Below are 20,763 nucleotides of genomic sequence, written 5' to 3' on the forward strand. Positions count from 1 at the left end.
TTGTTGCAATCTAGAAACTACACTGTGCAGTGTAGTTAGTCTTCGCAGTGTCTTTTATGAGCCGACCCCGGAGTCACTCTGCAATGGCCACGATTTCAACCCGTCTCGACCCCGCGCCGGCTGCGCCAAAGGCTGCCGAGCATACGCCAGGGCAATTCAGCAACGATGCTCCAGTGCAGCAGGGTGGTTTTGGCAAAACCTTGCGCATTTTCTGGAACATGCTGTTCAACAAACCACGCAGCACACGCCCGGTAGGCAAGATCCCGGTGCAACCGCTGACGCGTGAGCAGTTGTTGGCAGCACCCGATCACAGTGTGTTTCGCCTGGGGCATTCCACTGTGCTGCTGAAAATGCGCGGCAAGTTCTGGGTCACTGACCCGGTATTTGCCGAACGTGCCTCGCCTTTCAGTTGGGCTGGGCCAAAGCGCTTTCATCAGCCGCCGATCAGCCTTGAAGAGTTACCACCTCTGGAAGCGGTGATTCTTTCCCACAATCACTACGACCATCTTGACCGCAACGCGGTGATCCAACTGGCCGACAAGACCCGCTATTTTCTTGCGCCGCTGGGCGTGGGCGACACGCTGGTCAAGTGGGGTGTGGATGCCAGCAAAGTCCGGCAACTGGATTGGTGGGCAGGCACCGAAGTCGAGGGCATCCGGTTTATCGCCACACCGGCCCAGCATTTTTCCGGGCGTGGCCTGTTTGATGGCAACCAGACCTTGTGGTGTTCCTGGGTGATGATCGACGGCGCGCGGCGGATCTTTTTCAGCGGCGACACCGGTTATTTCGACGGCTTCACACGCATCGGTGAACAATACGGCCCGTTTGATCTGACGCTGATGGAAACAGGTGCTTACAACGTCGACTGGCCCCATGTGCATATGCAGCCTGAGCAAACCCTGCAAGCACACATCGACCTCAATGGCCGTTGGCTGCTACCGATCCACAACGGCACTTTCGACCTGGCCTTCCACGCCTGGCACGAACCGTTTGACCGCATCATGGCCCTGGCCTGGGAGCGCAACGTGGCGATTACCACGCCGGCGATGGGGCAGGCGTTCAGCCTTAGCCAGCCGGAGCGCGGGCATGCGTGGTGGCTGGAGGTGGAAAATCAAGGTGTAAAAGAACACGCAGCGGGTTGAAACGTTGCCGCCTGGAAAAAGGATTTTCAGGGTGTTTCAGGACTGCGACAAACGCCAGATGAGAGTGCGATGATCCCGCGCAATCAATTGTCGGAGGTCGGGTTTTGATGGAAAAAAACTGTAGGGAGCATTGGCGATCAGGGATGCCGTGTCGCCCAGGGCTTTCCTTGCCGGTGACGGAGGAGGCGGGCAGCGTGGAGCCCGCGGCCGAGTCCGTTTATGCTAAACCCGAGAATCTGAGCCGCGCAGGTATCGTCTTCGGCGCGGCGCAAGTGGTTGGCGCGGCGCCCATTCCTGGCTACAACGCGCCGGCCCTACCGGCAAGACCTGCGCGGGATCCCGCGTTATCACTCGCAGCTTTAAGCGGTATCGACCCTACTGGGCCGGTCATGGTGGAAGTCCCCCTGGTACTGAACAACACCAGCTTCACCGCTTCACAGATGCTATCGGGTTGGCGTATCGGGTTCGCTGACCGCTATGTGCAAGGCGGTCATCGCGAGGCCGTCGAACACAGCGAAGCCTTGTGTGCAGCCTTCGACCTTCTGCGCCAGGCCGGTGCGCACTTGGTGCCAGTGGACGCGCGTCGTGAAGACAGCAGCCTGCAATTTTCCCTGCAAAGCAATGAAATCGACGACCTCATGACCGCGCATCGCCTGGATGCGCTGGTTTCTGGCAGCGAGAGCGTGGCGTTTCATCGTGCCTGCATCAGCGGCTATCCGTCGCTTTGCGAACCGTTGGGAGATGGGGCGAAACTGTGGTTTTACGGCGCACAATGGTCGCGTGATGCATTGCCGCTGTTGTTGCATGCCTATCGCCAGGTCAGCGCCTGCGCGTCAAAGAACTCGTAACAACTACAGGAAGTGCTGAACCCTCCTACGATGTGAGCAGAGACTGCCTGAGGGTCTTTAACACCTGGGGTTTTTAGAATGGCGGACTTGATCCCGCATGAATTCTGAACTCAGGAGAGACCTTTATGACGGTTGCTTACGGCATCTATTCGATGATCCGCCAGGCTGCGCAAACCTTGCCGGCGCAGACCTCGCCTGTAGTAGAAACGCCAATGGCTGCAAAGCCCGTGGCGCCAGAGACTGCATACGCAAGCGTTCGCGAGCTGGGCGAACAAATGGCTCGGCCGCACGGGCTTACGGCGGTTGATCTGGTGAACTTCCTGCAAGAGCGTATTCGCACGCTGGACCCTCAACTGTGCTCCGTCATCGAACTCAACCCTGAGGCACTCGAGGTCGCGCGCGAACTGGACCGTGAACGCGCCAGTGGCAAGGTGCGCGGCCCGTTGCATGGCGTACCCATTTTGCTCAAGGACACCATCGAAACGACTGGCATGCAAACCAGTGCAGGTGCGTTTGGTCTTGTGGGGGCGGCTGCCGGCAAGAATGCTGCTCTTGTCGATTACCTCATCCAGCAAGGGGTGGTGATCCTGGGTAAAACCAACATGAGCGAACTGGCCGGCTTTCGCGGTGGCCCCGATGGCTGGAGTAGTCGGGGAGGGCAAACCCTTAACCCTCACCGTGCGGGTGCCGACGTCGGTGGCTCCAGTTCGGGGTCTGCCGCAGCGATAGCGGCCGGGCTGGCACCCCTGGCGGTCGGTGCAGAAACCAATGGTTCGATCATCGTACCGGCGGCGCTCAATGGTGTGGTGGGGCTCAAACCCAGCGTTGGCTTGTTGGATCGCAACGGGATTATTCCCGCCAGCCGCCGACAAGACACACCCGGCCCCATGGCTCGTTCGGTGTATGACGTTGCGTTGATGCTCAATGCCATGTCCGGCAGTGACCCTGGCGATCCCGAAAGCCTGGGCGCCCCTCAAGGCATCGACTACACCAAACTGCTGGTGCCAGGCGCGTTGAAGGGCAAGCGTATCGGTTATCCCGCGACCTTTACGTTCAACGGTGAAAGTTTGCCGGTGGACAACAGCCCGCAATTTAGCAAGACACTGCAAGTACTTCGTGAGCAAGGCGCTACGTTGTTACCGATCAACCTGCGGCTGGCAGATGCTTCACGCTACGACGAACTGTTGCTCTCGGATGTAAGGGAAGAACTGAATGCCTACTTGGCCAAGCGTCCGGGCCTGCCGGTCACATCATTGGCCGAGTTGATAACATTCAATGAAACCCGTGATGGTACTGAGACGGATCACCAATCTGTACTCAAGAAGGTCAACGCAGCCACTCTCACACCGCAGCAACGCAAAACGCTGTGGGACGCGCTTATCCAGGATTTTCGCAGCAGCGTGGATGACCCGATCAAGGAGAAAAACCTGCATGCCATAGTGTCGGACTACGATACCAACAGTTACTTCGGGGTTGCCGCAGCAGGTTACCCAGGGGTCACCGTACCTTCTGGGACGAGTGAGGACGGCCTGCCTACCAGTGCCTACTTCTTCGGTACTCGCTGGTCGGAACCCACCTTGCTGGCAGTGGCTTATGGGTACGAGCAGGCGGCCCAAGCCGGTGTAAAACCCGAGCTTTAAATGACGCGCTGCGTGCTGCAAATCTCGCGTATTACACTCAAAGCCATGGAGAGCAAGCATGGCCTACAAAATACACATTATCGGCGCTGCAGGTGCCGGTACCTCGACCTTGGGCCAGGCTCTGGCCAAACGCTTGGGCGTCGCCTATTTCGACTCTGACTATTTCTACTGGCAACAAACGTCAGAGCCTTTCACGGTCGCCCGGCCCAAGGATGAACGCATCCGCCTGTTGCAGGAACAGAGTGCCGGCCTTGAGGGCTGGGTACTGTCCGGCTCACTGTGCGGCTGGGGCGATGCGATGATCGCGCAGTTCACCCATGTAGTGTTCCTGCGGTTGGACCCACATGTGCGCCTGCACCGCTTGCAACTGCGCGAAGTGCAACGCTACGGCGAACAGATCCTGGAGGGCGGCAGCCGCCACGCCAACAGCATCGCATTCCTGGCCTGGGCCGCCCGTTACGACGGCGGCAACCACAGCCTACGCAGCCTGCGTCGGCATGAAAGCTGGTTGAAACCGCTGACCTGCCCGGTGCTTCGGTTGGACTCTACGCACCATTCGGCTGAGGCGTTGGTGAGTCATTTGATGCCGCTGCTGAGCCCATCAACCGCGAGATGAGGCCAGGTGCCGCGAGCTCGGCAGGGGCGGCTGCAAACTTGCGTGCGCTCATCCCCCAGCCCGGGGCAAACCCTGGAAAAAACACCAGGCCTTCAGCCTCCAGCCGGAACGCGAGGGCTAACCGAGCTTCATCCTCCACCTCACCCAGGCTTTCAAAACGCTGAACCACCTCCACCGCCAGCCCGGCCTGGCGGGCCAGGTCTTCACGACTCCAGCCCAGCATCACGCGGGCCTGTGCGCTGTGTTTGGCGGTAAATTGGTGCAGGACGATCTGCTGTTCTACGAAAGAGCTCATTGCCAGAGAGGACATGGGGTTTCTCCAGGTTCGACGGGGGAAGGCAAACTATACTGTGTTTTTGTACAGTTGTTTGCGCCGTTCATCAACTGGATTTTTTGATGGCTGCCAAGCGAGCCATTACTCCAACCCCGGTGCCTCGCGAATGATTAAGTGGTCCAGGTTCTCGATATTGGCGCTGAACACCCCGAATGTCTGCTCGGGGTTCTTCTTGCTCGGCACCTGTTTGAGCTCCGGCGTCACGCCGTAAAAGAAGCAATACAAGGCCCGTTCGCTGCTCGCTGCCGCCTTGATCTGCTCCAGGAATGCGGTGCGCTTGCGGTAGTTTTCGATGAGTTTTTTACTCAGGTAGACGTTCACCGAGTAGGGCTTTTTGTCGAGCCACACCTTTTTTTCGAAGTCGATGCGAAAGCTGCTGGTGTAATCCTTGATCGCTTTGATCTTGCCCCAGTAGATCAGGCCTTTGTTGTCTTGCAGGTATTCGATCTTCTTGAAAAACGTCCAGTAGGTCGCGGTGTGCTCACCCACCTTCAGCGGCATGGACTTGAGCTTGTCCTTGTCGTCGATATTCGACACATAGCACTCGACCGGGTGTGCGAAGACGCTGGTTTTGTCCGGGGTTGTGTCGCTGCTGATGTGGGATGAACGGGTACTTGTCGAAGGCGCCTTCGCCGAATCTTGTGGGGCGCTTCCCTCGCTGCCGACAAGCGCAGTGTTGCGCTCGTATTGACGCCGCGTCAGTACAAATTCGGATGGGAAGTTGTCCTCGCGCTCGTCGTCGCTTTCACCCGTTGCAGACTTGTGCGTGCTGGCATAGCGGCAGCCGTCGATATGCCGGGTGCTGGTCTTGTTCTTGAAGTGGGGCGTGCGCTGATAATTGACGTTTTTCGCGTTGAACGTGCTCAGCGTATTGCCCGTTTCGAACGCCGCGCGGCATTCATCGTTGGGGCACAGGAAGCTGTCCTTGTCGGAGTCGAAGTCGGCGGTTTCGTCGAAATTCAGGTCTCGAACGTCGTAGATCGACAGCTTGTCGTCGAGACTCAGGCTGTAGGCCGTGTCGAATTTCATGGGGCTCGGGTCCGTGAGATGAATGGCTGGATACTACGCAAATACCAGATATTACGGAGAGCAAAATGTGGGAGCTGGCTTGCCTGCGATAGCGCCGTGCCAGTTTGAACATCCTAACCTGACACACCGCTATCGCAGGCAAGCCAGCTCCCACCTTAGATAAGCGGTGCGCCAGCTACACGGCGGCCGCTCAAGAAACACAAAGTGCCGCCCATCGCAGTCAGTGCACCCAACGCATAGAACATGCTGGTCGGTGCAGCGTTGATCAGCAAATAGCCGCAAATAACCGGGCTCATCGCTCCGCCAAACGCCGCCAGGTTTTGTGCGCCGTAATAACTGCCGCGCAATGCGTCGGGGGCGATGGTGTCGATAAACAGGAATTCCGACGGGTAAATGATCATCTCGCCCAGGGTAAACACGAACATCGCCAGGCACCACGTGAGCAGACTGTGAGCCTGGCTGAAACCGACCAGCCCGGCTATGAACAGCAACGTGCCCAGCACGATCCAGTAACGCAACTGTTCGCGCTTGAGAAACCGGCCAATCTGGTACTGCATCACAATCACCGTAATGGCGTTGCAGGCCAGCACTGCCGACAGAATCTTCAGCGCCTCGGCGGGTTTGTAGGCCACCAGCAAAAACTGCGACAGATACAGGGTGTAGCGCCCGTGGACAATGGTGCTCAACAGGCTGCCACTGGTGAACAGGATCAGTGTGCGGTCACTGCGCAAGGTGCGCAGCGTGCTGAGGAAGCTCAAGGGTTTGTGGCTGTCATCGCGTTGGGTCGGTGGGATGCCGATCATCAGGAACAGGCTGCCAAACGCAATGGCGCTGGCGATCAAGAACGGCGCCAGTTGCATATGCCCGGCAATCACTACACCGATCATCGGCCCAGTGGCGTAGCCAACGTTGGTCAGGGTGTAACGCAGGGAAAACACCTTGGCGCGATCACCCACCGGCAGGTTCTCGCTGATGATGGCTTTGGAGCCAATCAGGAACAGTGCCGAGGCGGCTTCGGTAATGACCAGGGTCAGGGTGGTGAGATAGAGGTTGCTGGCAAACGTCAGCAATAGAAAACCGATGGAGCTGGAGAGCATGGCCAGGATCAGCAGCTTGCGCTTTTCCAGGCGGTCGATGATGTAGCCGCCATACAGGCCCAGCAACGTGGCGATAAACACGGCAATGCCCATCAACAGGCCGATGTCCTGCTGGTTGAGGCCCAGTCGGGTACTCAAGAGCAAGGCCAGCAATGGGCTGGTCATGGCGCGGCTGACCACGATGGTCACCGAGCAGATCATCAGGCGGCGAATTACCAGGGAATAGGTGGCCACGGTGGGGGCGAGCGTCCTTGTTATTGCTTCAAGACAACACAGATAAAGTGTGAAAACAAAGCCAATGTGAACACAGAACCAATGTGAACACAGAGCTAATGTGGGAGCTGGCTTGCCTGCGATAGCGGTGGGTCAGCTTGAATATTTCTTACTGGCCCACCGCTATCGCAGGCAAGCCAGCTCCCACATTTTTAGATCCTGTGTTTATTGGCCGGCATTGATGCTGATTTTTTCCACCGCACCCTGCTCCAGATCCCACTTCTTGAGGATCTTGCCGTAGGTGCCATCCTCAATCATGCCCTGCAGCGCTTCACTGATCGCCGTCACCAGCTCAGTGTTGCTCTTCTCAATCCCCAGCCCCGTAAACTGCTTGGAAATCGCCAGGCCCACCGGCTTGTACTTACCCTTGTCCAGCGCCATCAGATAAGGAATGGTCTCGCTGCCCTGCATCGCCGCATCCAGACGGTTCTGCTGCAACTGCGCGCGCGCATCTGCCGAGCCTTCGGTGCCGATCACCACAATGGCTGGCTTACCGGCCGCTTCGCAGTTTTCCTTGCTCCATGCGGCAATCTCCGACGGCCAGGTGGTACGGCGGCTTGTGCCGACTTTTTTACCGCACAGGTCAGTCAATGCCTGAAGGTCTTCACGCTTGGCCAGGGTGTACAGCTGCGGGCCACTGGTGAAGTAGTCGATGAAGGTCACGGCCTTTTGGCGTTCGGCGGTGTCGCTCATGCCCGACAGCACAATGTCGACGCGCTTGGTGGTCAGGCCGCTGAGCATCTGCTCGAAGCCGGTTTCCTGCCATTTGATCTTCACACCCAGGCGCTCAGCCAGGGCATTGCCCAGGTCAAAGTCCAGGCCGGTGAGTTTATTGGTGGCGGTGTCCTTGAAATCCATCGGCGGGTAGTTCGGCACGATGGCCGCGCTGATCTCGCCTTTTTCCTTGATTGCTGCCGGCAATGCCGCGAATACACAGGTGGAGGCCATCAGGCCTGCGAGCAACGTGGGGATAAACAATTTTTTCATGGGGGCGTTCTCGTTAGTTTTTTAGTTAAGTGCGAACGGCAGAAATAAAGCTTTGGGTACGCGGGTTTTGTGGGCTTATTAGAATTTCTTCGGGGCTGCCGGCTTCCACAATCTGGCCAGCGTCCATAAACACCATGCGGTTGGAGACTTCGCGGGCGAAGCCCAACTCATGGGTGACCACGATCATGGTCATGCCGGTGGTGGCCAAATCACGCATCACCGACAGCACTTCTCCCACAAGCTCCGGGTCGAGGGCTGACGTGGGTTCGTCGAATAACATCAACTTGGGGCGCATCGCCAAGGCGCGAGCAATAGCCACACGTTGTTGCTGGCCGCCGGACAATTCCACCGGGTATGCATTGCGCTTGTCCGCCAGACCCACGCGGGCCAGCAACTCCAGCGCATCTTCGATGGCTTCCTTGGGCGAGCGCTTGAGCACCTGCACCGGGCCTTCGATGATGTTCTGCAACACGGTCATATGCGGGAACAAATTGAAACGCTGGAACACCATGCCGGTGGCCAGGCGCTGGCGGGCAATCTGCGATTCATTCATCTCATGCAGCTTGTTGCCGACCACCCGGTAGCCGACCAGCTCGCCGTCGACCCACAGGCCGCCCTTGTCGATTTTTTCCAACTGGTTGACGCAACGCAGCAGGGTGCTTTTACCCGAGCCGGACGGGCCGATGATGCACATCACTTCGCCTTGCTCGACCTCGATATTGATGTCGCGCAGCGCGTGATACTGGTCGTAATACTTGTTCAGGTTGACGGCCTTGACGATGCTTCTCATGGGGCAAATCTCCTCAACCCAAACTTACGAACGCTTGCCGGCGCCGCGGGCAAAACGACGCTCGAGGCGGCTCTGACCAAATGAAAGAACAGTCACCACCGCCAGGTACCAGATGCCGGCCACAATCAGCAGCTCCATGACCCGCGCGTTGGCGTAGTAGATGTTTTGCGCGTTGTGCAGCAGCTCCGAGTACTGGATCACACTCGCCAGGCTGGTCATTTTCACCATGCTGATGAACTCGTTGCCTACCGGTGGAATGATTACACGCATGGCCTGCGGCAGAATCACCCTACGCAATGCTTGCAGGCTCGGCATACCGATGGATTTGGCGGCTTCATACTGGCCCGTGTCGACCGAGAGCAAACCGGCGCGCACCACTTCGGCGGTGTACGCGCCCTGGTTGATGCTCAGGCCAAGCAGGGCGGCCACGAACGGCGTCATCAGGTCGACGGTGTCGATGCTGAACACGCCGGGAATCGCGATCACCGGGAAAATCAGCGCCAGGTTGAACCACAGCAGCAACTGCAAAATCAGCGGCGTACCGCGGAACAGCCAGGTGTAAGTGATGGCCACATAACGCAGGATCGGGTTGGCCGACATGCGCATGATCGCTGTGATCACCCCGATCACCACACCCAGCGCCATCGCCAAAATCGACATGACAATGGTATTCACCAGCCCCCAGAGGATGGCCTCAGACGTGAGGAACTGGCCGATGTAGGACCATTCGATCTGGCCATTGGCAAATGCGCGCAACAGCGCGGCCAATGCGATCACGATCAACGTGGCAAAAAACATCCGCCCGTAATACCGCCGCGGCACATGCTCGTACTGCGTGATATCGAACTGGTTCTCGGACAACTTGCGCTCGGCTTCCAAGCGCTCCGCCGGGGTTTGGTTCATGGTGCTACTCCAAAAAATATAGGTGTTGCACGATCGTTCCCACGCTCTGCGTGGGAATGCATCCCGTGACGCTCCGCGTCACCATTGCGCAGAATTGGAGCCATGCAACGGGACGCGGAGCGTCCTGGGCGGCATTCCCACGCAGAGCGTGGGAACGATCAGATTCGGAATCCGGTGTAACTCTCAGCCCATTTTTGCTGAGCCGCCAACGCCACCTTCAACCGCCCAATCTGCTCCCGCACCCGCTCCGGCGCCGTCCCACCCCAGCCACTGCGCGCCGCAATCGCGGCCTCCAGGGTCAGGCACTCACGCACTTCAGGCAGCAGCCGCGCATCCACCTGCGCCAACATCGCCGGCGAGGCTTCCCACAACTCAATCTCATGCTGCTCACAGGCCTGCACCAACGCGCCGGTAATCTCATGCGCCTCTTTAAACGGCACGCCACGGGTGGCCAACCAATCCGCCACCTCGGTCGCCAAGGTGAAGCCCATCGGCGCCTGACGTCGCAGCTCCTCGACCTGCACCTTCATGGTCGCCACCATCCCGGCCATCGCCGGCAGCACCAGCAGCAAGGTGTCGACGCTGTCCAACACGCTGTGTTTGTCTTCACTCAAATCGCGGTTGTACGACAGCGGCAAGGATTTAAGCGTCGACATCAACCCGGTCAGGTTGCCAATCAAACGCCCAGCCTTGCCCCGCGCCAGTTCGGCAATGTCCGGGTTCTTTTTCTGCGGCATGATCGAGCTGCCGGTGGCGTAGGCATCGTCCAGCACCACCCAGCGAAACTGGCGCGACGACCACAGGCAAAACTCCTCCGACAGCCGCGAAATATTCACCCCGAGCATGCCCGCCACAAACAGAAACTCCGCCACATGGTCACGGCTGGCCACGGCATCAATGGAGTTTTCGCACGGCCCGGTGTAACCCATTTCCTTGGCCGAATGTTCGGGCTGGCGCGCAATTGCGGAACCGGCCATTGCCGCCGCACCCAACGGCGACAACGCCGTGCGCGCATCCCAATCCACCAACCGTTGCACATCACGCAGCATCGACTGCGCATGGGCGAGCAAGTGATGGGCAAACACAATCGGTTGCGCCTGCTGCAAATGGGTAAAGCCCGGGCAAATGCTGTCGACGTGCTGCTCAGCCTGCTCCACCAGCGCCTGCTGCAAACCCAACACCTCGGTGGTGATGGTGCGCGCATGGTCGCGCAGGAAAAGGCGCAGGTCATTGGCCGTTTGATCGTTACGCGAACGCCCGGCGCGCAACTTGCCGCCCAAGGCGCCCAGGCGCTCGGTCAATACGCGTTCGATAAAGGTGTGTACGTCCTCGTCATCCAGGGTCGGATGCAGGCGCCCGGCGGCGAAATCGTCACCGATACGGTCCAGGGCCTCAAGGGTACGCAAGGTCTCCGACTCATCCAGCAAACCGGCGCGCTGCAACTCACGGGCATGGGCACGCGAACCAGCGAGGTCGTAGGGCGTCAGGCGGAAATAGCGCTCAGGGCAACGCGACAACGCGGCCAAAGCAGCAGACGGGCCGGTCTTGAAACGCGCGCCCCAAAGGCGGTCGGTGGGCTGGGACATCGGTATTCCTCACGCTTGTTTTTAGAAGAGTCGGAGGCAGTAAAAATAAGATTTCAACTAGACTGAACCAGCGTCTGACGCGCCGTATTCAAGGTTGCCAAGGGCGGATGTTTATGTTCATTATCGCCGCCTGGCTATGTTCAAGGATTGGGTTGAAGCCTGTTGAATATGGCACTTGAGGTCAACGCGTATTATGGAAACCCCACTTTCCACTTCTGGAAACATGCCGCCAAAACCCGGCACACGACCGCCGCTGCAACTGAGCGGGCTGGACTTCAAACTGCTGCGCGTGTTCATGGCCGTGGTCGAAGCCGGCGGCTTCAGTGCCGCGCAAAACGAGCTGAATGTGGGCCTGGCGGCCATCAGCAAACAGATCTCCGACCTTGAAATTCGCATCGGCATGCGCCTGTGTACACGGGGCAGGGAAGGCTTTGGCCTGACCGAAGAAGGCAAGTTGGTGTATCAAGCATCCATCGAGCTATTTACCTCGGTGGACAGTTTTCGCGACAAGCTTAGTTCGGCGCAAAACGAGCTTATTGGTGACCTTAGTGTCGGTGTAATTGATAACACCGTGTCCGACGTTAATTCGCCGCTAATTACCGCGTTAGGGAAACTACACAGCGAATCGCCAAAAATTAGATTGCGCCTACATGCCTCGCAACTCGACGAAGTTGAACGCGGCGTGGTGGAAGGGCGGCTGATCGTCGGTATCGTGCCGGTGTACCAGCGCCGTGAAGAATTCGACTACTTCCCCCTCTACGAAGAAAAAGCCCACGCTTACTGCGCCGTAGGACACCCGCTGTTCAACGCGAGTGACATCACCCCAGACGTGCTGCGCCAATACGAAGTGGTCAACCACCGGTACGCGATCCATCGCGACAAAGCCAACTTCGTCACCTACGACAGTCAGTCTGCCTCGGCCTCACAGGTGGAAGCCGTCGCCATCCTGATCCTCACCGGGCGCTTCTTAGGCTTTTTGCCGGAACACTACGCCGCGCCATTGATAAGGGACGGGCGCCTGCGCGCACTGTGCCCGGAACAGGTTCACCTGAGCACCGCGTTCAACCTGATCCTGCGCCACAACGCGCCGAGAAGCCCGATGGTGAAAGCCTTTGCAACAGCGCTGGGCGTGGACCTGAAGACGCCGGCCTAAGCCTCAACAATGTTCAAATGTGGGAGCTCTCGAGCCCCAGCGAGGCAGCGAACGGATCGACTCGGTCAACCTGCCAAACCCATTTACCTGCATCACCTCTCAGTAAGCCATTAACGTTTTTGGCGCGAAGAGTGAATTTTTTATCAAATTCAAATGCTCTTTGGTGTTTTCGTGAATGCAGGGTATGACCAGCGGTTCGACCCGTAACGAAATGTATATCCCGTTGACATATCCAGGCTGTGGTGTAGCGTTGCGATATTAAACGATCACTAGAGGTAGGCCATCATGGACCAAGGTTCTGTATTCCAAAGCAACCGCAGCCAAGCGGTACGTTTGCCAAAAGCTGCTGCCATGCCGGACGATGTAAAGCGCGTAGATGTTATCTCTATCGGAAGAGCCAGAATCATCACCCCAGCCGGTGAGTCATGGGACAGCTGGTTTGATGGCGAGGGGGTCACGCCTGACTTCATGACCGACCGCGAGCAACCAGCGGAACAAGAGCGGGAATCTTTTTAATGCTCAAGTTCATGCTAGATACCAACATTTGCATCTTCACCATCAAAAACAAACCCCAACAGGTGCGTGAAACCTTCAAAAGGCACCATGGCCAACTGGGTATTAGTACAGTGACCCTGATGGAGTTGATTTACGGTGCTGAAAAATCAGCTAACCCGGAGCGAAACCTCGCCGACGTAGAAGGGTTTGCTGCGCGCCTGGAGGTTTTAAAATACGACCAAGACGCCGCGATACATACTGGGCAGCTTCGCGCAGAGCTGGCTAGAGCGGGTACTCCGATAGGTCCCTATGACCAGATGATCGCCGGGCATGCCCGTTCGCAGGGTCTGATTTTGGTCACGAATAATCGACGCGAGTTCGACCGCGTGCCAGGATTGCGGGTAGAAGATTGGGTGTGAGCTGACCTCTTGGCACCCATGCTAAGTGCGTCCAGCCTGACGCCGATCAACCTGTGGGAGCTCTCGAGCCCCAGCGAGGCAGCGATAGGATCGCCTCGGTCCACCCGCCGACCCCACCCACCCGCATCACCGCTGCAACTTGGCGCGCTTCTTCTTCGAATGAAAATGCCGAAAATGCGCATCCTGCGCCGCCGCCAACAACTCCCGATCCCCACGCGTATCGCCCCAGGCCCGTAGCCGATACTCGCCCAAATCCCCATACACCGCCTCAAGCCGCAGCACCTTGTTCTCACAACGGCAATTATTCCCCGTGAGCTTGCCCGTCAACACGCCGTCGACCACCTCAAGCTCAGTGCCAATCAACTTGATGCCCAGCCGATTCGCAAACGGCTGCAACACCAACGCCGGCGACGCCGAACACAGCGTCACCACCGCCCCGGACTTCACCTCATCTTCCACCGACTGCAAGCCCTTGGGGCGCATCAACTTGGTCCAATAGCGCTGACAATACGCCTCAGCCTGCTGCTGCACCCACGCCTTCTCCACGCCCGTCATAAAGGTGCGGATCAACTGCGCCTTCAACTCATCCCGGCTGATTTGCTGCAGCAAAAAACGCAGCCCCGGCACGACGAGTTTGACCATCCGGCCGTAAAACTCGCCGGGGCCAAAGGCGAATTTGAGGAAGGGCACGAAACTGTCGTGGTGGGTGAGGGTGCCGTCGAAGTCAAAGACGGAGAGTACTTTGGCGTCGATGGGGCCGGCTTCGAGCATGTCTGGGTTCACGGGTGGTCCTTGATCGTTTGAAGCGGTTCTCATAACCGTGTGACTGGTGCCCACTGCATGGGTTCAGGCGGATAACGGCTATACAGTTCAGATCAGCCAGATAGTGATCTTGTGCTTTTACTGGCTATGATCAAGGGAGTTTACCCGGTCGGGCATAGGAATGAACGTCGTGAGGCATCCGGCATTGTTACAGCGCGGATTGGGAAATGTGTGTTGGTGATCCGTCCGAGCGTTGGCCCGGACGGGATATCTTCGGGATTTCAGCGTGTGGAATGGCCTGATGGCTGGAAAAACTCTGCCATCTTTTGAAACCAAGTCTTGCTCGGTGACGCCCGTCGGCGAGTCCTGTTGAGCAATAGATATGGCATATCACGTAACCGAATCCAGCCTTCATCCTGCCAATGCAGAAGGCTCAACGACATTTCGGGCCAATCCAGCAAGCTCAGCATCGGGCGGTCTGTAGATCGTGGTTGATGCTTGTCACGTAATGTCGGCACCACTTGATGGGTCAACCATTCACGCAACAGGCGATGCCCTGGTGAGTAGTGGTACACCAGCAATGCATATACGCCGGATTCGCTGATCATCAGCATGTTCTCAGGCTGACCGTGATAGCAGATATCCAGTGTCTGCCGCTGATCCTCATCGAGCTTGCTCACCATTCGCTCAGCCAGATAAAGCCCCATCAGGCGACCAAGGTCGCGAGCACAGAACCATGGTTGGTTCTCCAGCAGCAGGGCATGCATTTGCAGGTTTTGGCGGGTGAAGACGGTAGGTTCATACATGGCACACCTCCGGATTGGAGGGTGTTGGAGAAATGGTGCGGGTACTGCGAATGACCTTCGCAGATGATGCAAAGTATCCAGGCATTTCCGTTACCTCTGGTTGCTTTCTTAGGGCAGGCGTTATGGGTGTCGGGAGCTAAGAAACCCACCAGAGACGGGCCGGACATATTCCCCTTTCGGGTCTTGTATTCGCCCACTCCCGACATAACGGGGATTTTTTCACAGGCGTAGAGAAACCGCTGGCGAAAAAAAGCCGCATGGCTGTCGGGTGCGGAGAACCGCTCTGGTTGAGGCGTTTCTTAGGCGCCGAGTTGAGAGGGTAAAGAGGGGATCTCTGTGGGTCAAGCCCCTAAATTGGTTAAATTAATTTTTAAGGAAATTCCCTCACTCGCGAACCTAAAGTTTTCCTGCTTAAATAGAGAAGCCACAGAATCTATGGCTTCTCCAGTCGACAATATATGAATAAGGTTTTTAAAATAATACTGCGATTTTAAGTTCTAGAGTGTGCTCTCGGGCGGTACAGTCGCAATAAATAGTTTATTTTAATGAGCTTTGATAGTCTAATATAACGCTTTGTGCTTTTGTTCCTATATCTCTGCTCTCGATATAAACGCCAACTTCGTGTAGCGAGTCAGGATGAATTTCAGTGGTTGAAAGCCAGTTCAAACTAGAAACGATTAAATTGTTATAATCCCAGGCTATGATTTTTGCATGGAGGCCTGGTCTATTTACCGCGCTGAGATTAAGACCCATAGCACTTAGGTTTGTGCCTAGTTCTCTAATTTCCCGTTTAGTAAAACCTCCGCTGTTCATTCCATATAATAAATTTATTTTTATATTCGGATTGTTTTGTATTGAGGCGGATAATGGGGCGATTATTGTCGGTTTGGACGCTGCGCTTAGTTTGTTGCTTGTTATTAAAAGTTCAGACTCTACGTTGTCGCGGATGTTTAGGATCATATCGGCATGTTGCGAACCGGTCAAAATTGTTACTTTTGAATTTTGAGGTTTTGCATCTATTGTCGTATATGTCTGCATTTCCGATGCGGCTCGGAGAAGCTCGTTTGTATTTGCGTTCCAGTGATTTTGGGTGATAAGCCGAATGAAAATATTAGTTAGATGGTTGTTTATGGTTGCATCATTTATTAACGTCGTACCTTCGAAGCTGTTAAAAGGAGATGAAAGCCAGTTGCACGAACCAACGGCGGATACAAAAGTTCCATCGGGACCCGAGTCAGAGATTATTAGTTTTGAATGAGATCCTGTAGAGCGAGGAGAGATATAAATAGACTGATTTAATTTTTCTGTTTCTAGAGTCCTGCGTATTTCGGTGACCGATTTCAAGGTTGTGGAGTCGTCGCTCTCTTCTTGTCCCCAATAAATAAAAATTTTTACACCGCGAGCGGATGCAGATCGGAACAATGGAAGTAATATATCGAAGCACTGCTCACGTATAAAGGTTGAATGGATGAAGATCCTAGAAATCGACTTTTCAAGAATATGTGTGAGATAATTCTTGTGGCTTTCTGCGCCTAATAAGATATCGATATCCGATTCGTTAATATTGAAGGAATTTTGGGTGTTTTTCTTCGGGGGCGTAAAAGTTGGTTCTATGGTGTCATGGCTATCAGGGAATTGTCTAACATGTCTTGCTGCGGTTAGAATGCTAACTTCCAATTCTTTGGGCATAGAAGATGGTTGGTTTTCAATTTTTTCATTGATCACGGTGAAAACGGCATATCCACTAAAAGGACGACTTATTATTCCATCAATTCCAACTATTTTTTCGTCATCATGGAGGAATAGTGAGGCTAGTTCATCTGGGTTGTAAGGTGGTGGGTTTATAGGTTTGTTAAGTTTTACCACGTTGTTCAGATTTTTGATTCGGTTGTGGTCATAGAATTGGATTTCGTGATTTTTAAATGTTGTGCCAGAAATTTCATCAATAATAAAGTTTATATTTTTGTTTAATCTTATTACTGAGTTTGGGAGATCTGTTCGGTCGGCAGCAATTCGGCCAGGCAATGTAGCAGAAAATTTAATCGTGGGATGGGAGCTTGTGATCTCTATCCATCCTGCTCTCATCAGCCTAGATAAGCATTCAATTATTATGCTCTTTGGGATACAGGAGGCTTTCTCTAGTTCAGTCGCGGTATAATCATTGTGCGATAGAGATTCCAATATTAGATGTTCTAGCTCACTCCATTGACGACCTTTGTCATAATAGATTCTAGATCTGTTTTTTATAGATGGCACCGCAACTTTTACTGCTTTCATATTTTCCATCCCTGGATAGTCTCATATTTGATGATTGCAATATTTTTCTTTTCGTCTGTGCGAATTAAAGTAAGAAGTTTTTGAATGGACTCTACTTTGTCTTTGTCATCCTCACTGCGAGCCTGAGATAAGCTGGATTCTAAAAAGTCTATGCTTCCAATAATAATAAGTCTGTTTCTAGCTCTGCTTAAAAGTACGTTGGTTCGTCTTGTGTCGGTTAAAAAACCTAGAGAAGACTTTATGGTTGGTGCGCTATTGTTTCGAACAAGAGAAATAATAACTATATCCGCTTCATTTCCTTGGAATGAATCTACGGTAAAGCAAGGTGAGCTAGTTCCAGATATCAAAAAGTTATCAGATAGATGTTTCATTAATTCTGGCTGTGACTCTAAGTGATCACTTATTTTTTTAACTTGTCTCCTGTAGGGTGAAAGGATAGCAATTGATTCCTTTTGCTCTTTCGCGTTATGAAGATTTTCTAAGACTATTTGAACCGCATCCATTTCGTCTTCGTTTGTATATCGAGGTGTGTTCTCACCAATTTTTTTACCCAAGGTCGTTTGCAGCCAAGGCATATCAATCCAAATGATTGGCGGCTGAGGAGTAGTCGAGGGTTTGTGGAAATTTGTTAAAGGAGGAGTGTTGGCACAATGCCGGATTCTCTCCGGTGAAGTCTCTAAGTCTCCGTTGTAAAAGCACTGCGAAACTATTTCTGCTATAGCGGGGTGCATGCGGTGTTGGATGTACAGTGGAGATGCGATTTTATTTTTTGAGTTCGGGTTGTCACGTTGAAATTCAAGTTCGTCTTCTATAAGTTGTTCAAATAAAAATAGCTTGCCAATACTTTTTCTACAGACTTCTGGGAAGTTTACTGTCTCATCAATGTCAGTTTCCTGCGTTGCCTCTGGTATGTTGAAAAGGTCGTTTGCAGTGTTATCTAGCAGCTCTGAACTTATAAGTGGACGTGCGAGCGTTAGCGCTTCTTTAAGGGAATTACTGTTGAGCAATATTGCTCTTGTTTTTTCCGAGTTGAATGGGGGGAGTTGCTTGTGATCACCAATCATTAGGCGTCGGTATGATAGTAGTAATGGGGATACTAGCTCTCCTCCGGTAGCCTTTCCAGCCTCCTCAATAATGGTCCAGTCAAATTGCGCTCTTTCTTCAATCAAACGCTCTAATTCGGAAGAGTTAGTAGTTGCAAATACAAAATTTGCAGATCTTAATAGTAGTCCTTCAAAGGTTCTTGTTGCCGCAGTATGTCTTGGGATATCTGTGGCTGTAGAGGAGTTGGCAGATTGGTACTGTGATTTAAGTGAGATTATTTTTTCTTGAATATGGGTAGAAGCTTTGCTAAAGATTTGACTAGACGCCAGTTTTATTAGAATGTCTGCAGACTCTTTTTTAAGGTCAGGTATTCCATCCTCGGTATCATTTTTGCCACATCGTATAATTAGCGGTTTTTCAGTTGTTAGGAATAGTTCTTTAACTTGTTCTAATAAATGATTTGTGGCGCTGTTACTCTGCGCAGTTAGTAGGAAGCGATCCGTAGGTTCTTCGAAATGCCGACGTCTTACGAGTTCTTTAATTAGCTTTGTCTTCCCAACGCCTGGTGGGCCTTGCACTAAGAAGAGAGGTACAGTTGAAATTAATTTTTTCAATGCTTGTTGCTTCGATGTATCTAGACTCTGATAGAACGAGTCGTCAAAAATATCATCGTGACTATTTTTTATTTTTCCCCTCGGATTGATTAACATTTGGAGCAGCTCATCGTGTTCAGCAAGTGCTTTCAACGATTTAGCCCGGCGCATGAATTGTGTAAGGTTCCCCTTTTGCTCCGAGGATACCAAATAGTAATCACCGTCTTTTGGAATCGAAGAGTCTCCAGAGAACGAATATGAGTCAGATTTTACTTCGTTTACAAAATGCCAGTTTGTATCGTTGCGTCGATTTTTTCCGAGGAATAGCGAATCGGCAATTAACCATGCTGAACTTTTTTCCTCACTATTTAAAATGTCCGATAGCCTAGACGCTGGCGTGTCTTTTATATCGAGGAATTTTGTGAGTGCCTCAATTCGATCGTCTGCCCTTGAAGACACAGTTATTATGATGTTGTCATCTTCAGTAGATGTCGAACTAGTTATCTGTATGGGGTGACAATCGATTATTGAGAAAAGATAATCTATGATTTGTATAAGCCAGAACTCTTGTACGTGACTTGTTTGTTCGGTTTTTAATCCTTTGCGTTTTGGCCGCTGTATGAGTGGTCGCCATGTGTTTATTCTGGCTCTGGGCTTCGCATATTCTCGTCTAGCTTTGGCTAGGCTAAGGAACTCTAAGCTATTTGTCCCGATGGCTGTTGTCTGTGTGCTTTCTTTTATTATTGGTCGTTGTTGCTCTGCCTTTTCGCAATAGGCAATAGACCAGTTTGATCTTGATCTATCTGACGGAGATTCGTAATCTTTTATAAAGTACGTTAATTGCTCTCCGACGATAAAGGCATTTCCGTTGTCAGAAATAATCAATGTCGGTGAGTAGAGATCATTTTCAAGAAAGAGTAGCTGATCTTCAATCGCATCTGACTCAATCTTATTGTTTGATACTTTTTTGATTATATGTGATAGCTTCCCATTTTCACCGAGTGAAAATGCGATCTTGAGTTTTTGATTTCCACTATTTTGGCGGGAGAGTAGCCGTCCTTCAATTTCGTTTATACTTTTTTCGATATCTTCTTGACTGATTTTTGGAGAGGGCTTTACCTGAAGAAGCTCTCTTATTAGAACAATTTCTTCTGTTGTTACTGCTCCTGAAACGTCTGAATGTGAGAGGCTGTGATCCGATATTCGTTGCAAATTTAAATTTAAACCTTTGGCTGCTATTCTCCCAAGGCCTTTCCAGTCGTCAATAAAAGAGTAGGATACACCGGATTCGCTTACTTGAGAGGTTCTAGAGCTTAACCGCATCGACCACTCAAACCCTGTTAGCTCGAAATCTTCTTGGTTGAGATGACTTTCTGTAAGTATGGCCCACTCGTCAACCTTGCGATGTAGCATACCTTGAGAGTGCAGTATATTAATTCCTAGGGCTGCTCTTTTTATATTTGCCCAGAATATTATTCTGTCTTGCTCGTTAGGGGGGGCGTTTTGGGTATTGTTTAGATGTTTGGCTAAAAAAGTTTTCTGTCCAGGGCTAATTACGATGTAAAATGCTGATTCATCTTCAAATGTTTCTTTCAGCTCTGAAATATATTCCGAGGCCCCCGGATAGCCTGCAAGTCTATGAAGTTGGCGTAATTCGTTGCGCCAAATTTCCCGCAGGTCTGAGTCGTCGGCGCTTTTGTCTCTATCCCAGATTTTTATAATTACATAGTTTCCGTCAATATCCGTACCATCTTTTATTTTCGGTATGCCTTTTCTTTTATCTGCTTTTTGGACGAAGCCGGTATTTAGAAAATAACTTTTTAGAAAAGAGGATTTTTTCTTTGGAAGTGTGAGTGTGCTAGCCATATGCTTTCCATGCTGGTGGGATACAAAAGACGCATATATTTCACGCCTAAGTCCTTATAGCATGGCCTTGAGCTATCATCAATACGTACTGCTTTGATGAAGT

Annotated in this window: 18 protein-coding genes; 7 read left to right on the top strand and 11 right to left on the bottom strand. The window is 53.0% G+C overall.

All coding sequences use genetic code 11. The features are described 5' to 3' along the window. The first annotated feature begins 83 nt into the window (after positions 1 to 83). The 4 genes from GIW48_RS18750 to GIW48_RS18765 all read left to right on the top strand — a co-directional run bounded on the left by GIW48_RS18750 (position 84) and on the right by GIW48_RS18765 (position 4,246). Complete coding sequence (locus GIW48_RS18750; protein WP_236462822.1) at positions 84 to 1,142, top strand: MBL fold metallo-hydrolase; 1,059 nt, start codon at positions 84 to 86, stop codon at positions 1,140 to 1,142. 143 nt (positions 1,143 to 1,285) lie between these two features. Further along, positions 1,286 to 1,990, top strand: a complete 705-nt coding sequence (locus GIW48_RS18755) for a hypothetical protein (protein ID WP_026013766.1) — start codon at positions 1,286 to 1,288, stop codon at positions 1,988 to 1,990. Between the two features lie 125 nt (positions 1,991 to 2,115). Then, on the top strand, positions 2,116 to 3,630 hold the full coding sequence (locus GIW48_RS18760) for an amidase family protein (protein ID WP_170039802.1): 1,515 nt from the start codon (positions 2,116 to 2,118) through the stop codon (positions 3,628 to 3,630). 58 nt (positions 3,631 to 3,688) lie between these two features. Continuing rightward, positions 3,689 to 4,246: an AAA family ATPase gene (locus GIW48_RS18765; protein WP_170039804.1), complete on the top strand. Its 558-nt coding sequence runs from the start codon at positions 3,689 to 3,691 to the stop codon at positions 4,244 to 4,246. Here the strand turns inward: GIW48_RS18765 and GIW48_RS18770 are convergent. The 7 genes from GIW48_RS18770 to argH all read right to left on the bottom strand — a co-directional run bounded on the left by GIW48_RS18770 (position 4,176) and on the right by argH (position 11,245). After that, positions 4,176 to 4,556 carry a hypothetical protein gene (locus GIW48_RS18770; protein ID WP_017137866.1) on the bottom strand — a complete coding sequence of 127 codons (381 nt, stop codon included), beginning with the start codon at positions 4,554 to 4,556 and terminating at the stop codon, positions 4,176 to 4,178. The two genes, GIW48_RS18765 and GIW48_RS18770, sit on opposite strands and share 71 nt — an antisense overlap. Before the next feature lie 105 nt (positions 4,557 to 4,661). Beyond that, entirely contained in the window at positions 4,662 to 5,609 is a 948-nt protein-coding gene (locus GIW48_RS18775; protein ID WP_236462825.1) for a hypothetical protein, read from the bottom strand. A gap of 155 nt (positions 5,610 to 5,764) precedes the next feature. After that, positions 5,765 to 6,940, bottom strand: coding sequence for an MFS transporter (locus tag GIW48_RS18780; RefSeq protein WP_236462828.1), 1,176 nt, complete (start codon positions 6,938 to 6,940; stop codon positions 5,765 to 5,767). 204 nt (positions 6,941 to 7,144) lie between these two features. Then, positions 7,145 to 7,966, bottom strand: a complete 822-nt coding sequence (locus GIW48_RS18785; protein ID WP_170039808.1) for an ABC transporter substrate-binding protein — start codon at positions 7,964 to 7,966, stop codon at positions 7,145 to 7,147. Positions 7,967 to 7,991: 25 nt separating this feature from the next. Continuing rightward, on the bottom strand, positions 7,992 to 8,756 hold the full coding sequence (locus GIW48_RS18790; RefSeq protein WP_017134648.1) for an amino acid ABC transporter ATP-binding protein: 765 nt from the start codon (positions 8,754 to 8,756) through the stop codon (positions 7,992 to 7,994). 24 nt (positions 8,757 to 8,780) lie between these two features. Further along, positions 8,781 to 9,659: an amino acid ABC transporter permease gene (locus GIW48_RS18795; protein ID WP_105695533.1), complete on the bottom strand. Its 879-nt coding sequence runs from the start codon at positions 9,657 to 9,659 to the stop codon at positions 8,781 to 8,783. Between the two features lie 158 nt (positions 9,660 to 9,817). Continuing rightward, entirely contained in the window at positions 9,818 to 11,245 is a 1,428-nt protein-coding gene (argH, locus tag GIW48_RS18800; RefSeq protein ID WP_236463017.1) for an argininosuccinate lyase, read from the bottom strand. Positions 11,246 to 11,438: 193 nt separating this feature from the next. Here argH and GIW48_RS18805 point away from each other — a divergent pair, with 193 nt between their 5' ends. The 3 genes from GIW48_RS18805 to vapC all read left to right on the top strand — a co-directional run bounded on the left by GIW48_RS18805 (position 11,439) and on the right by vapC (position 13,312). Further along, positions 11,439 to 12,398: a LysR family transcriptional regulator gene (locus GIW48_RS18805; protein WP_169985061.1), complete on the top strand. Its 960-nt coding sequence runs from the start codon at positions 11,439 to 11,441 to the stop codon at positions 12,396 to 12,398. Between the two features lie 285 nt (positions 12,399 to 12,683). Next, positions 12,684 to 12,914 (top strand): type II toxin-antitoxin system VapB family antitoxin, encoded by a 231-nt coding sequence (gene vapB / locus GIW48_RS18810; RefSeq protein WP_017134652.1) that lies wholly within the window; start codon positions 12,684 to 12,686, stop codon positions 12,912 to 12,914. Next, positions 12,914 to 13,312 carry a type II toxin-antitoxin system tRNA(fMet)-specific endonuclease VapC gene (gene vapC, locus GIW48_RS18815; RefSeq protein WP_017134653.1) on the top strand — a complete coding sequence of 133 codons (399 nt, stop codon included), beginning with the start codon at positions 12,914 to 12,916 and terminating at the stop codon, positions 13,310 to 13,312. The genes vapB and vapC overlap by 1 nt, the downstream gene beginning before the upstream one ends. A gap of 126 nt (positions 13,313 to 13,438) precedes the next feature. On the opposite strand, the gene GIW48_RS18820 is transcribed toward vapC, so the two are convergent. From GIW48_RS18820 to GIW48_RS18835, 4 genes are all read right to left on the bottom strand, one after another. Continuing rightward, positions 13,439 to 14,083 carry an HAD-IB family hydrolase gene (locus GIW48_RS18820; protein WP_236472962.1) on the bottom strand — a complete coding sequence of 215 codons (645 nt, stop codon included), beginning with the start codon at positions 14,081 to 14,083 and terminating at the stop codon, positions 13,439 to 13,441. 272 nt (positions 14,084 to 14,355) lie between these two features. After that, the gene (locus GIW48_RS18825; RefSeq protein WP_236463090.1) at positions 14,356 to 14,880 is read right to left on the bottom strand and encodes a BRO-N domain-containing protein; all 525 of its coding nucleotides are present in this window, start codon (positions 14,878 to 14,880) and stop codon (positions 14,356 to 14,358) included. A 537-nt stretch (positions 14,881 to 15,417) separates the two neighbouring features. Then, positions 15,418 to 17,157, bottom strand: a complete 1,740-nt coding sequence (locus GIW48_RS18830; protein ID WP_236486579.1) for a TrmB family transcriptional regulator — start codon at positions 17,155 to 17,157, stop codon at positions 15,418 to 15,420. Next, positions 17,154 to 20,660: an AAA domain-containing protein gene (locus tag GIW48_RS18835; protein ID WP_236462135.1), complete on the bottom strand. Its 3,507-nt coding sequence runs from the start codon at positions 20,658 to 20,660 to the stop codon at positions 17,154 to 17,156. Before GIW48_RS18835 ends, GIW48_RS18830 begins: the two co-directional genes overlap by 4 nt. Positions 20,661 to 20,763: the final 103 nt, after the last annotated feature.

The sequence above is a fragment of the Pseudomonas sp. PA-6-3C genome, from assembly GCF_021605825.1.
Lineage (GTDB): Bacteria > Pseudomonadota > Gammaproteobacteria > Pseudomonadales > Pseudomonadaceae > Aquipseudomonas > Aquipseudomonas edaphica.

Bases quoted from the DNA above. Each gene is read 5' to 3' on its own strand.
- GIW48_RS18795 (WP_105695533.1), bottom strand. From the start codon at position 9,659: ATGAACCAAACCCCGGCGGAGCGCTTGGAAGCCGAGCGCAAGTTGTCC.
- GIW48_RS18830 (WP_236486579.1), bottom strand. From the start codon at position 17,157: ATGAAAGCAGTAAAAGTTGCGGTGCCATCTATAAAAAACAGATCTAGA.
- GIW48_RS18760 (WP_170039802.1), top strand. From the start codon at position 2,116: ATGACGGTTGCTTACGGCATCTATTCGATGATCCGCCAGGCTGCGCAA.
- GIW48_RS18765 (WP_170039804.1), top strand. From the start codon at position 3,689: ATGGCCTACAAAATACACATTATCGGCGCTGCAGGTGCCGGTACCTCG.
- argH (WP_236463017.1), bottom strand. From the start codon at position 11,245: ATGTCCCAGCCCACCGACCGCCTTTGGGGCGCGCGTTTCAAGACCGGC.
- GIW48_RS18770 (WP_017137866.1), bottom strand. From the start codon at position 4,556: ATGTCCTCTCTGGCAATGAGCTCTTTCGTAGAACAGCAGATCGTCCTG.
- vapC (WP_017134653.1), top strand. From the start codon at position 12,914: ATGCTCAAGTTCATGCTAGATACCAACATTTGCATCTTCACCATCAAA.
- GIW48_RS18820 (WP_236472962.1), bottom strand. From the start codon at position 14,083: ATGCTCGAAGCCGGCCCCATCGACGCCAAAGTACTCTCCGTCTTTGAC.
- GIW48_RS18825 (WP_236463090.1), bottom strand. From the start codon at position 14,880: ATGTATGAACCTACCGTCTTCACCCGCCAAAACCTGCAAATGCATGCC.
- GIW48_RS18790 (WP_017134648.1), bottom strand. From the start codon at position 8,756: ATGAGAAGCATCGTCAAGGCCGTCAACCTGAACAAGTATTACGACCAG.
- GIW48_RS18785 (WP_170039808.1), bottom strand. From the start codon at position 7,966: ATGAAAAAATTGTTTATCCCCACGTTGCTCGCAGGCCTGATGGCCTCC.
- GIW48_RS18835 (WP_236462135.1), bottom strand. From the start codon at position 20,660: ATGGCTAGCACACTCACACTTCCAAAGAAAAAATCCTCTTTTCTAAAA.
- GIW48_RS18755 (WP_026013766.1), top strand. From the start codon at position 1,286: ATGCCGTGTCGCCCAGGGCTTTCCTTGCCGGTGACGGAGGAGGCGGGC.
- GIW48_RS18750 (WP_236462822.1), top strand. From the start codon at position 84: ATGGCCACGATTTCAACCCGTCTCGACCCCGCGCCGGCTGCGCCAAAG.
- GIW48_RS18775 (WP_236462825.1), bottom strand. From the start codon at position 5,609: ATGAAATTCGACACGGCCTACAGCCTGAGTCTCGACGACAAGCTGTCG.
- vapB (WP_017134652.1), top strand. From the start codon at position 12,684: ATGGACCAAGGTTCTGTATTCCAAAGCAACCGCAGCCAAGCGGTACGT.
- GIW48_RS18805 (WP_169985061.1), top strand. From the start codon at position 11,439: ATGGAAACCCCACTTTCCACTTCTGGAAACATGCCGCCAAAACCCGGC.